Source organism: Bradyrhizobium sp. URHC0002 (genome assembly GCF_054059515.1).
Window position 1 is genome coordinate 1,468,587 of the sequence record NZ_JBSSCF010000001.1, and the last position, 11,726, is coordinate 1,480,312.

The following is an 11,726-nucleotide window of genomic DNA, read 5'->3' on the forward strand; positions in this document are numbered from 1 at the left end:
CCGCCGGCAACAACCGCCCAGTCTTCGCGGTGTTCCGTTGTTCATGCGTCGATATCGTAAACAGAGGTTCAATGCCGGCGCAGCGACGCGACGGGGGGCTTCATTGATGTTCGCCTGAAGCCGCGTCCAACGGGCGCCGCGAACGGCTACGCGGCCGCCATGTCCATCCGGCGGCAGAAGCAGGATGCCTTGATCGGAATCTCCGCCCGCGCCTGCGCCAGGTCGAGCCTTTGTTTGATCAGAGCTGTCTCGACCTTTTCTCCGCGGCGGACCAGGCATTCGTGCAGCCCGTGTAGCGACCACAGATTGTCCGGATGCTGGCAGGCGCGGCTCAACTTGCCGTCAAGGCCGAGGTCGGAGCGGTACACCGCCTCGGCTTCCTCGATGCGTCCCTGCTCGAGCAGAAGCGCCCCCAGCGCATGGCGGGTCGGCTGCATCCATCCCCACGGCTCGTCATAGGGCAGCTCGTCGCTGAGCTCGACCGATCGACGCAGATGCGTGAAAGCCGCGTCATGCTTGCCCTTGCGATATTCCAATTCGCCGTAGAGCATCGCTTCGGCCACACCAAGCAGGTGAACGACAAGGTTGTTGTGGACGCGGCGGCTCTCGGGCACCCGGGTCTTCGCCGCCAAGAACAACGCCTTCTCCGTCTCGGCCTCGGCGACATTGCCAAGCGCCGAATGCGCGACCGCCTTGGCGTAGTGCATCATGGCGACATTCGAGCAGTAGAGGTTTCGATCCCTGGGCAGCTCCTGTTCGATGATTTCGCGCCATTTGCCGAAGCGCACCAGGACGTGCTGCTTCATCGTCAGGTAGCCTTCGAGGAAATCCGCCATCGGAGGCGATTCAATACGCAGTACCGCCTCGGGTATCGTGGCGATCAATTCCTCGGCGGCCGCGATGGCGGGCGTGTACTGGCCAAGGAACATGGCGCCGTAGATTGCGAAGTGGAAGTCGTGGATGACGTAGACCAGGTAGACGCCCGGATCGTCCGAATAGGCGAGGAACCTGCGGTCGGTCGCCAGCGCCTTCTGATTGTGAACGAGGACGTCATTGTAGTGTCCGCACAGCACATCGAGATGCGTCGGCATATGGATGAGATGACCGGAGTCCGGGACGATCTCGCGCAACCGATCACCGGCCCGCAATGCGCGCTGCGGAAATGGCGACATCTCCATCAGGTGGACATAGAGATGCAAGAGGCCCGGGTGATCCCATGCCGCCGGGATTCTGTCGAAAGCGTATTCCAGCACCGCCCTGCATTCCTCGGTGCCCGCTCCCTCGGCAGGTTTGCCGGAGGGCAGGTCCCACATCTGCCACGGCGTCTCGTTCATGATTGACTCGGCAAAGACCGCCCGGACCTCGAGATCGTCGGGAAATGCTGCAAATATCTTGCGAATTTCCCCTGTGTAGGCCTTGTCCCAGGCCGACATATCCTCGATCGCTTCGCGCTGGGGATAGCGCGCGGCGAGGGCCTCGATCATCGCTTGCTCAACTGGACTGGCTTTTCCGGCGTGCGCAAGTGCGGCCTGCATCGCATCGTAGGATGCGGACAGCGCCATCTGCCGGCCAAGCGGGTCGTAGCGAACCCACGGCAGATTGTAGTTGGGGCCCGAGGCGTAGCTGATGCCCCAGTGCGCCATGGCGCACTCGGGATCGTGCTTCAGCGCTTTCTGGAAGCATTTGATCGCTTCGCTGTGGTTGAACCCGAACAGCCAGTTCAGGCCGCGGTCGAACCAAAGCTGGGCGTCGGGCGAAGACGTGGTGACCTTGCGGCTATATGGCCCGAGATCGAAATAGGTCATGCCGTTTCATCTCCAGGATCGTGTTGGGTTTCGCGACCGTACCGGGCAGGCAGTCTAGCACAGGCCGATATTACCTGGGGCTACAAGCTGCCGCATGCGGTTGTCACTCAGCAGAAATTGATCGGCCTAAACTCCCTCGTCGTCCCTGCGCCCGTGCGCAATTGCACACGAGGCAGGGACGACTCGTGGGGTAGATCTCGCTTCACGGTGAAGCTTTCTGCGCCACCCTCTTCTGAAACGCCGACAGCACGGCACCTAGCGCCAGCATCGCAGCGGAAATGTTGAGTGCGAACGACAGGCTGCCCACCGCATCCGTGATCGCGCCGACCACGATTGGTCCCAGCGTCTGGCCGATGCCGAATGAAATGGTCATGGCTGCTATCGCGGTCGGCCAGGCCTGCGGCGGATAGTTGAAGCGGACGAAGGCGGTGGTGGAGCCGACCACCGCGAAGAACGCGACACCGAACACCAGCGCCGATAGCGCCAGCAGCCATACCGAGTGTCCGAAGATCGGCAGCGCCGCGCCGACAGCATTCACGCCGAGGATGATCGTGGTGGCGAGGCCGCCGCGGTCGAGCGCCAGCACGCGCCGCCACACCCAGGGGGTCACAAATGCGCTGAGGCCGATCAGGCTCCAGAACGCGCTTTGTGCCGCCGCGCCGCCGCCGGCGTCGCGCACATAGGCGATCATGAAGGTCATGTAGGCGATGTAGCCGGCGCCGAACAGGAAGTAGCCGATCAGATAGACAAGCACCGGCCGGATGGAGAATTTGGCCGGCGCCGCGCGGTCGATCGCGGCACCACTGCCGAGCGGCGCCAGCAACAGCGGCAGGATCAGGACGGCGCAGAGCAGCGTCATGGCCCACCACACGATCCACCACGATCCGGGTCCAAAGCCCTGCAGCACGAACGGCGCGATCAGCCCCGATGAGAGGATGCCGAGCCCCGGCCCGGCATAATACAGGCTGAGCAGGAAGTTGGCGCGTTCGGGGCGCGTCTGCGCGATCGTGGCGGCCAGCGCCGCGCCGCCGACGAACCCGCCCGCCGCGCCGACACCCGCCAGCAATCGCGCAAAGCTCAGCACGAAAAAATTGCCTGACACGGCGCATAGCGCCAGCGAGGCGACGGCGGCAAGCGTTCCCCAGCGGACCGTTCGCGGCAGCCCGAAGCGCCTGATCATCCGTGAGGCAAGCAACGCGCCCGCCAGATAACCGACGGCGTTGATCGTGTTCATGAAGCCGGCGGCGGAATAGGACCAACCGAGCGCGTCGCGCATGTCGGGCAGCACCAGCGCATAGGCGAAGCGGCCGATTCCGAGACCGATCGTTGGCGCGAGCGACAGAATGAGGATCAGCCACGCAGGGTGCGCGTAGGTGTGTTGGTCGGGAGCTTTCACAGAATTCTCCGGCAGCGGTCATTCTGGCAGGCAAAGCGGCCGTTGCACAGCTGCACAGGGAGCAACGGTGTGTTGCCAATCCCGCAACGGGATCAGCCAATAAGCACCAGGGCTACGCCGAGTACCGTCAGCGCGGTCCCCGCCACAATGCGTGCGGTGATCGCAACGTGCTTGAGCAACATCGCGCTCAGCCCCACCGTGACGAGCGGATAGATTGCAGCAAGCGGCGCCACCAGCGTGATCGGGCCGTTGCGGATGGCGATGAACAGGCTGAGCGCGCTGAGCCCGTTGCTGATTCCGGTCATCGCAAACCAGAACCGGCCCGCGCGCGGCGCCTGCACCAGAAAGCTGCCTTTGCGAACGCGTTGCACCGTCAACACCACCAGGGAGGACATGACGTAGCCGATCAGGCAGGCCCAGAGCGGGCTCGGCCAGACCTCAAGCCCGAGTTTCATGATCGGAGGCGTTGCGCCGCGCACCAGCGCGCTGCAGAGCGGTAGCAACAGCGCCCAGCTGCGCCAATGGCCGAGGTCGCGCGGGCGGGTCACGGTGATGACAGCCGCACCCGCGACCGCGACGACGAGGCCAAGCAGTTGCGGCGGATGTAGCGGCTCTTGCAGCAGGACCACAGCCACCGTCACCGAAAAAAGCGGCGCGAGGTTGCCGAGCGTCGAGGTGATGACGGGCCCGAGCGCCCGGTTGGATGCAAAGGTCAGGAGCGTCAGCGCGGCCGGGAAGAACAGGCCGATCGCCATGAAGACCGGCAAGGCGCGCCAGACCACGGGCTCGCCTTGCAGGATCAGCGGCGACAGCAGGAGGAACAGCAAGGTGAAGGTCGGAACGCTGATCGCGGCCCCCGAGAGCGGCTCGACGGTCCGCAAGCCGAGCTGCGCCAGAACGACCCCGGCGCCCAGGAAGCCGGCCGAGGCAAAGGCGTAGATAATGGCTAAAGTCATGAGGTCCGTCTTGGTGCCTTCTTGAGGGGCTTGCGGGGTGCTCTTTCCGGGCCATTCTGGCCCTGTTTTCTGCGCCTTGCCAATCCGCTTCCGGCGCTTTAGCACTCCGCCCGGATTTCCTTCGCTCGTCATGCCCGGGCTCGACCCGGACATCCATCGTCTTCAAGTGCTGGATTGCCGGGTCATTTGTGCGAGACGCGCTTCGCGCTTTTGCCCGGCAATGACGAAACAATCACCAGTCCTGAGGTAAACGACCATGGCGACCCATAAACTGCTGCTTCTCCCCGGCGACGGCATCGGCCCCGAAGTGATGGGGGAGGTGCAGCGCCTGATCGACTGGCTGAACAAGCAGGGCATCGCGTCATTCGAGACCGAGCAGGGCCTGGTCGGCGGCTCCGCCTATGACGCGCACAAGGTGTCGATCTCGGAAGGCGACATGGCCAAGGCCACGGCAGCGGACGCCATCATCTTCGGCGCCGTCGGCGGCCCGAAGTGGGACAGCGTTCCCTACGAGGTGCGCCCCGAGGCTGGTCTCCTGCGCCTGCGCAAGGATCTCGGCCTGTTCGCCAATCTGCGCCCCGCCGTGTGCTATCCGGCGCTGGCGGATGCCTCCAGCCTGAAGCGCGAGGCGGTCGAAGGCCTCGACATCATGATCGTGCGCGAATTGACCGGTGGCGTTTACTTCGGTGAGCCCAAGACCATCACCGATCTGGGCAATGGCCAGAAGCGCGCCATCGACACGCAAGTTTACGACACCTATGAGATCGAGCGCATCGGCCGCGTCGCCTTCGACCTGGCGCGCAAGCGCCGCAACAAGGTGACCTCGATGGAAAAGCGCAACGTCATGAAGTCGGGCGTGCTCTGGAACGAGGTCATGACGGCGGTGCATGGGCGCGAATACAAGGACGTGACGCTCGAACATCAACTCGCCGACTCCGGCGGCATGATGCTGGTGAAGGCGCCAAAACAGTTCGACGTCATCGTCACCGACAATCTGTTCGGCGACATGCTGTCCGACATCGCGGCAATGCTGACCGGCTCGCTCGGCATGCTGCCCTCGGCCTCGCTTGGCGAAGTCGATGCCAAGACCAAAAAGCGCCGCTCGCTGTTCGAGCCGGTGCACGGTTCGGCGCCCGATATCGCCGGCCAAGGCCTCGCCAATCCGATCGCGATGATCTCCTCGTTCGGGATGGCGCTGCGCTATTCCTTCGACATGGGCACGCTGGCCGACAAGGTCGATGCGGCGATCGCAGCCGTGCTCGCCAGCGGTCTGCGTACCGCGGATATCAAGTCAGAGGGCACGACTTCTGCCTCCACCACGCAGATGGGCGAGGCGATCCTGAAGGAATTGCAGAAGCTGCACGCCTGAGGCCCCGGAATCGTAGGGTGGGCAAAGCGAAGCGTGCCCACCATTGTCACGATTCGTCGATAGATGGTGGGCACGGCGCGTTGCGCCTTTGCCCACCCTACGGTCTGAACTCATCGGAGCCGGTTCATGGACAATTCGCATCGACCCAAGATCGCGGAAACCATCGTCCATGAAACGGTGCGCCTGCGCGAGGCGAAGATCGGCCGGCGTTGCGAAGTCCTGGGCAACACGCGCATCGAATATGCCTCGCTCGGCGATTACTCCTATCTCGGCGAGAACTGCGAGGTCGCCGACGCCGTGATCGGCAAGTTCACGGCGATCGCGAATTCAGTCCGGATCGGCGCGCCGAACCATCCGATGGGCCGTCCGTCCCAGCATCGCTTCACCTATTGCCCGGAATATTACGAGGCGACGGCGACCCGTGACCGCGACTTCTTTGCCGAGCGCCGCAGCGACCGGGTGATCGTCGGCAACGATTGCTGGATCGGGCATGCCGCCATCCTGCTGCCGGGCGTGACAGTCGGCGACGGTGCGGTCATTGCCGCGGGCGCCGTCGTCAGCCGCAACGTGCCGCCCTACACGATAGTTGGCGGCGTTCCGGCACGCCCGATCCGCCAGCGCTTTCCCGATGCGGTCGCCGAAAGCCTGCGCCGCATCGCCTGGTGGGACTGGCCGGATGAGATCATCTTCGAACGCCTGAGCGATTTCCGCTCCGAGGCGATCGAACAGTTTTGCGAGCGCTACGACCCGGCTCTTGCTGCGGGTCGGTAGATCGAAAGGTGGATGCGGACGCGGCAAGCGCGCTCACTGTCGCTTCCCACGCATTCCCTACCAGACCTCATCCTGAGGAGCGCGTCTTCGCGCGTCTCGAAGGATGAATGGCACCAGCCGGGCCACATGGTTCGAGACGGCGCTGCGCGCCTCCTCACCATGAGGGTCTAACGTTTGAACGTCACAAAAAATGCCCGGTCTCGACCGGGCATTTTTTTCGTCAGGCGAAGCTGCTCAATACAGCGGGAACTGGGTCGGCTGGCCGCCCAGATCCGACGGCGGGTTAAGCGGCTGGCGGTCGATTGGGCGGTTGAGGTTTTCGCGCGCGAAGGTTGGGTACCCGTACGGCGACGGGAAGGCGTAGTCTTGGAACTTGCGGTCGCCCGGCAGCACTTCCGTGCCGGCATCGAGCCAGGAACGCGTGGTCACGAAGACGCGCGTGCGCGGACCCTGCTGGTACGACCGGTTGGGACCGTTCGCCCCGTAATAGGGACGGCCGTCCCGGTCATATTTCTGCTGCTTGGACTGGGCGCTGGCGGAAGCCGAGCCGAGCGCGACGAGGGCAGCCGCAGCAAGCAACATCGCGAGCTTGCTCGCAGCGGGGAATTTTCGGGTCATTGCATCCTCGTCATTGTCCACCCTTGCGGGGGCTGGCCGATCGCCAAATCTGATTGCCGGCATTGTAGCCATGGCGGGACCATCGTCGCTAGGTCAATTGCGCCACACCGCGCCGGAATAATGCGGCGCGCAGCGAAAAAGTTTCATGAAAACCAGTGTCTTGGCTGCTTGTCGCCACAATTGTCAGGGGCTGCGGAAGCAGGTCCCACACACGGCGGACTAAAGGGTGCCGCGCAAATGCGGATTGTCGGCGCTCATCACCCAATCCGCCGACAAGGCCGGCGCGCCCGAAGTCGCGCAATCGCTGCGCCGGACTTCGGCATGGGCGAACAATTCCGCCAGTTTTGCATCGTTTCCGGCCGTCAGCAGGATCAGCCGGTTCAGCATGCAGCCGATCGCGGCGCGGCGGGCCGGCAAATCCTCGCCCAGACACGACCAGCCAGAGAGGCGGAATTTCGGCTCATCGCCATGCTTGAAAAATCGCAGGCAGGCGCGGGCGGCCTCGGTGCCGCCAACGCGGCGAAACAGGGTCACGGCGCCGAACTTGCTGTCGATGATTCCCGCCGCCTCCAGCTCGCGCGGGCCAGCCGGGTCCATCCTTAGCGCAAGGTAGCTGGCCGCCGAGCCGACCTGGTCGATTTCTTCACCCGGACGATAGATTTCGAGTTCGGCGACCGGCGTGCCGCCGATGCCGCTCCAGCGGAAGACGTCCTTGCGGCCGCCCTCGGGATGCCGAAGAACTTCGTAAGTCTCTGTCTTACCGGGGAAAATAAGCTGGCTTACCGCGAAGGCGGGCGCTGTGCGTCCGGCCTGGCTCCAGCTTTTGGGCGACGCCTCCATCGCCGTGGCATCGGGCAAATGTTCCCATAGCGCGATACCGCAAATGGCCATCAGCGCCAGCGTCATCAGATAGGCGCAGAGCCGGGCCAACGTGCCGCAGACCTCGTCAACGAAGCTTGCCAGCGCCGGTCGTATGCTCAGCGTATAGTAGGAATTGGCCGTTCTGGCCGGAACCGAATGCATCAAACGCCCAAACACAGCCGTCAAACGTTGTCATATCGGCGTTTCTCGCATAGAAGCGCTGCCTTCCCCCTTTCCGCTTGACGCGGCGGGGCGGCATTTTTCCTCGGAGAGTGAACGATGGGTTACAAAGTCGCTGTCGTCGGTGCGACCGGCAATGTCGGACGCGAAATGCTCAACATTCTCGACGAGCGCAAATTTCCCGCCGACGAGGTCGTGGTGCTGGCCTCGCGCCGCAGCGTCGGCGTCGAAGTGTCCTATGGCGACCGCACCCTGAAGGTCAAAGCGCTCGAGCACTATGACTTCTCAGATGTCGACATCTGCCTGATGTCGGCCGGGGGCTCGGTGTCGAAGGAATGGTCGCCCAAGATCGGCGCCGCCGGCGCGGTCGTGATCGACAATTCGTCGGCCTGGCGGATGGATCCGGACGTGCCGCTGATCGTGCCCGAGGTCAATGCGGATGCGGTCGCCGGCTTCACCAAGAAGAACATCATCGCCAATCCGAACTGCTCGACCGCGCAGCTCGTGGTCGCGCTGAAGCCGCTGCATGACAAGGCCACCATCAAGCGCGTCGTGGTCGCGACCTATCAATCGGTTTCGGGCGCCGGCAAGGATGCGATGGACGAATTGTTCTCGCAGACCAAGGCCATCTACACCAACAGCGAGTTGATCAACAAAAAATTCCCGAAGCGTATCGCCTTCAACGTCATCCCCGAGATCGACGTGTTCATGGAGGACGGCTACACCAAGGAAGAGTGGAAGATGATGATGGAGACCAAGAAGATTCTTGATCCCAAAATCAGGCTTACCGCCACCTGCGTGCGCGTACCGGTGTTTGTCGGCCATTCGGAGGCCGTCAACATCGAGTTCGAGAACCCGATCACCGCCGATGAGGCGCGCAACATCCTGCGCAACGCGCCAGGTTGCCTGGTCATCGACAAGCACGAGCCCGGCGGCTACGTCACGCCGTATGAGGCGGCGGGCGAAGACGCGACCTACATCAGCCGCATTCGCGAGGACAACACCGTCGAGAACGGCCTGCAGCTGTGGTGCGTGTCGGACAATCTGCGCAAAGGTGCTGCGCTGAACGCGATCCAGATCGCCGAGTGCCTGATCAACCGCAAGCTGATCACCGCCAAGAAGAAGGCGGCCTGACGGAGAATTCGTAGGGTGGGCAAAGCGAAGCGTGCCCACCATTCAGCGCGTCGGTCGAGGATAGATGGTGGGCACGGCGCGGTGCGCCTTTGCCCACCCTACGCACCCAATCGCTATCCGCCATCTCTGACGCTGCGAAACTCCTTCGCTTCCGGGTCGAGCACGAACAGCGAGCCCTCGGCGACGCCGAAATAGGCGCCGTGCAATTCCATCTCGCCGCGCTCGACGCGGCTGCGCACGAACGGAAACGTCATCAGGTTTTCGAGTGAGCGGAACACCGCGGCTTTCTCGATCCGCGTGGTGAAATCCTGCCGGGACTCCTGTTCGCGCTGGCGGACCTTTTCGCCCGGCTTGATGAACATCGCCATCCAGCGGCCGATGAAATCGCCCGGCGACAGTGGATCGATATCGTCGATGAAGGCCCGGATGCCGCCGCATTGCGCGTGGCCGAGCACCACGATGTGCTTGATGCGCAGCACCTGTACGGCATACTCCAGCGCCGCCGACACGCCATGGGCGCCGCCGTCCGGCTGGAAAACCGGCACAAGATTGGCGACGTTGCGGACCACGAAGAGTTCGCCGGGGCCGGCGTCGAAAATCACTTCCGGCGAGACGCGGGAATCGCAGCAGCCGATCACCATCACGGCGGGCGACTGGCCGCGCTCGGAAAGTTCCCGGTAGCGCGTTTGTTCGGTCGGCAGCCGCTGCGAGGTGAAGGCCCGGTAGCCGTCGAGCAGATGTTGCGGGAATGGAGCCATGGTGTCCTGTCTGTATCCGGCATGGCTAACCATAAGCCGATGACGGGAACAAGGCTTTCGGACCCGGGTTTGAAATGTTAGGGCGTGAGGTTCGAAGCCTCCAGAGGAACCAGCCCATGATCCGTCCGCGCCGCAGCCTCTTGTTTATGCCGGGATCGAACGCTCGGGCGCTGGAAAAGGCGCCCAACCTGCCCGCCGACGGCATCATTCTCGACCTCGAGGATTCGGTGGCGCCGGACGCCAAGGCTGTCGCCCGCGACCAGATCGCCAAGGCGATTGCGGCCGGCGGGTTCGGCAAGCGCGAGGTGCTGATCCGCGTCAACAGCCTCGATACGCCCTGGTGGGTCGACGACGTCACCATGGCCGGCAAGGCCCGTCCCGACGGCATCCTGGTTCCCAAGATTTCCACCGTGGCCGATCTCAACGCCATCGCCAACCGCCTGAGCGACATCAACGCCGATATGTCGATCCGGGTCTGGGCCATGCTCGAAACCGCGCGCGGGGTGCTGGACGCCGACAAGCTCGCCGCAGCGTCGAAGGATTCGGAAATCCGCCTCGCGGGCTTCGTGTTCGGGCCGAATGATATCTCGCGGGAGACGCGGATCCGCATGCAGCCGGGCCGCGCGGCGATGATCCCGATGATCACGCACTGCATCCTGGCGACGCGTGCCCACGGGCTCGAAATTCTCGACGGCCCCTACAGCGACATCAGCAATATCGACGGCTTTGCGACCGAGTGCGCGCAGGCTCGCGATCTCGGCTTCGACGGCAAGACGCTGATCCATCCGAGTCATATCGAGGCCTGCAACGCCATCTTCACGCCGCCGGCCGAGGAGGTCGAACAGGCGCGCAAGATCATCGCGGCATTCGAAAAGCCGGAAAACGCCTCACGCGGCGCCATCCAGCTCGATGGGCGGATGGTGGAGCGGCTGCACACCGACATGGCGCGGCGGACGATCGCGATTGCGGATGCGATCGCGGCGATGGGGCATTAATCGCGCTTCAGGCTCAGGATATAATTCGTGAGATCATCGGCCTGACCGGGCGTGATGATGAGATTGGGCATCCGGTGATGGCTCGTCTTCATGAATACCTTCAACGACAGCGCCGTGGTCGAGGTCCGGTTGGCGATCGCGACGAAATCCGGCCCGCGACCCCTCGCGCCTGCGGTCGCGGCCTCGATCGCGTGACAATTCTTGCACCAGGCCTCGGCGAGACGATGCCCGGCCGAGACGCTGTCTGACGGCAGCGGAGCGCCGTTCGCATTATGCAGCCGCACGAACAGCAGCACCGCGAGCGCACCGAAAGCTGCGATCAAGATGTGCAGCCAGGTGGAACGCGCCATTTTCGGCAACTCCTGCAGCAGGTCCTACTGCTTCACCCGCGGGCCGAGACCGTCGATCGTGTCGGCGTTGCCGCAATACTCTTCATAATGCGCAGCGGCGGTGCCGGCGGCGAGATCGCGGTCGCACTGGCGCTTGTGGTTGCACAGGGAGCAGACGCGCTCCATGTCGCGCAGCACGAGCGGCTCGCTCCGCGCCAGATCCTCCTGGTCGATGCCGAGCGCGGTCAGCATCTTCGGCAGTTCGTCGGCGGCATGCGGTCCCTGGCGAACCAGCGCCTCCAGATCGGCGGAAGACATCCGCAATTCGCTCGCGATCCGGTCGAAATTGGCGGCATCCATCTCGCGCATTTCCTTCAGCTCGCGCCGGTGTTTCAGCCATTCGCCGAAGACGTCGACCACGAGGCTGACGACGGGATAGGGCTTCTCCTGAACGGTCATGGCACGGCTCCCTTGGGGTGCTGTAATGACCCAAGGTGAGCGCAGATCACGCGCGCGTCGTTGCGCTGGATCAAATTGGGATGGGGATGTAAGCG

Annotated in this window: 12 protein-coding genes; 4 read left to right on the forward strand and 8 right to left on the reverse strand. The window is 63.7% G+C overall.

Annotation, left to right across the window (positions count from 1 at the left end):
• Window positions 1-146: 146 nt before the first annotated feature.
• From ACVWVY_RS07010 to ACVWVY_RS07020, 3 genes are all read right to left on the reverse strand, one after another.
• The gene (locus tag ACVWVY_RS07010; protein ID WP_456625685.1) at window positions 147-1,805 is read right to left on the reverse strand and encodes a tetratricopeptide repeat protein; all 1,659 of its coding nucleotides are present in this window, start codon (window positions 1,803-1,805) and stop codon (window positions 147-149) included.
• 202 nt (window positions 1,806-2,007) lie between these two features.
• The gene (locus ACVWVY_RS07015; protein ID WP_456625686.1) at window positions 2,008-3,201 is read right to left on the reverse strand and encodes a YbfB/YjiJ family MFS transporter; all 1,194 of its coding nucleotides are present in this window, start codon (window positions 3,199-3,201) and stop codon (window positions 2,008-2,010) included.
• Window positions 3,202-3,293: 92 nt separating this feature from the next.
• Window positions 3,294-4,157 (reverse strand): EamA family transporter, encoded by an 864-nt coding sequence (locus ACVWVY_RS07020; protein ID WP_456625687.1) that lies wholly within the window; start codon window positions 4,155-4,157, stop codon window positions 3,294-3,296.
• A 256-nt stretch (window positions 4,158-4,413) separates the two neighbouring features.
• Between ACVWVY_RS07020 and leuB the strand changes: the two genes are divergently transcribed.
• A complete protein-coding gene (gene leuB, locus ACVWVY_RS07025) occupies window positions 4,414-5,526 on the forward strand; it encodes a 3-isopropylmalate dehydrogenase (RefSeq protein ID WP_456625688.1) in 1,113 nt (370 codons plus the stop codon).
• Window positions 5,527-5,652: 126 nt separating this feature from the next.
• Window positions 5,653-6,297: a DapH/DapD/GlmU-related protein gene (locus tag ACVWVY_RS07030; protein ID WP_456625689.1), complete on the forward strand. Its 645-nt coding sequence runs from the start codon at window positions 5,653-5,655 to the stop codon at window positions 6,295-6,297.
• 234 nt (window positions 6,298-6,531) lie between these two features.
• Here the strand turns inward: ACVWVY_RS07030 and ACVWVY_RS07035 are convergent, their stop codons facing one another.
• Together ACVWVY_RS07035 and ACVWVY_RS07040 are read right to left on the reverse strand one after the other, a co-directional pair.
• Window positions 6,532-6,915: a hypothetical protein gene (locus ACVWVY_RS07035; protein WP_456625690.1), complete on the reverse strand. Its 384-nt coding sequence runs from the start codon at window positions 6,913-6,915 to the stop codon at window positions 6,532-6,534.
• A gap of 219 nt (window positions 6,916-7,134) precedes the next feature.
• On the reverse strand, window positions 7,135-7,938 hold the full coding sequence (locus ACVWVY_RS07040) for a hypothetical protein (protein WP_456625691.1): 804 nt from the start codon (window positions 7,936-7,938) through the stop codon (window positions 7,135-7,137).
• A 117-nt stretch (window positions 7,939-8,055) separates the two neighbouring features.
• Between ACVWVY_RS07040 and ACVWVY_RS07045 the strand changes: the two genes are divergently transcribed.
• Window positions 8,056-9,090: an aspartate-semialdehyde dehydrogenase gene (locus ACVWVY_RS07045; RefSeq protein ID WP_456625692.1), complete on the forward strand. Its 1,035-nt coding sequence runs from the start codon at window positions 8,056-8,058 to the stop codon at window positions 9,088-9,090.
• Between the two features lie 113 nt (window positions 9,091-9,203).
• Here ACVWVY_RS07045 and ACVWVY_RS07050 read toward each other — a convergent pair whose 3' ends face one another.
• Window positions 9,204-9,848: a carbonic anhydrase gene (locus ACVWVY_RS07050; RefSeq protein WP_456625693.1), complete on the reverse strand. Its 645-nt coding sequence runs from the start codon at window positions 9,846-9,848 to the stop codon at window positions 9,204-9,206.
• A gap of 116 nt (window positions 9,849-9,964) precedes the next feature.
• Between ACVWVY_RS07050 and ACVWVY_RS07055 the strand changes: the two genes are divergently transcribed.
• Window positions 9,965-10,843, forward strand: coding sequence for an HpcH/HpaI aldolase/citrate lyase family protein (locus tag ACVWVY_RS07055; protein ID WP_456625694.1), 879 nt, complete (start codon window positions 9,965-9,967; stop codon window positions 10,841-10,843).
• Here the strand turns inward: ACVWVY_RS07055 and ACVWVY_RS07060 are convergent.
• Window positions 10,840-11,193, reverse strand: coding sequence for a c-type cytochrome (locus ACVWVY_RS07060; RefSeq protein WP_456625695.1), 354 nt, complete (start codon window positions 11,191-11,193; stop codon window positions 10,840-10,842). The genes ACVWVY_RS07055 and ACVWVY_RS07060 overlap by 4 nt on opposite strands.
• Window positions 11,194-11,217: 24 nt before the next feature.
• Entirely contained in the window at window positions 11,218-11,631 is a 414-nt protein-coding gene (locus ACVWVY_RS07065; RefSeq protein WP_456625696.1) for a DUF6455 family protein, read from the reverse strand.
• Window positions 11,632-11,726 lie beyond the last annotated feature (95 nt).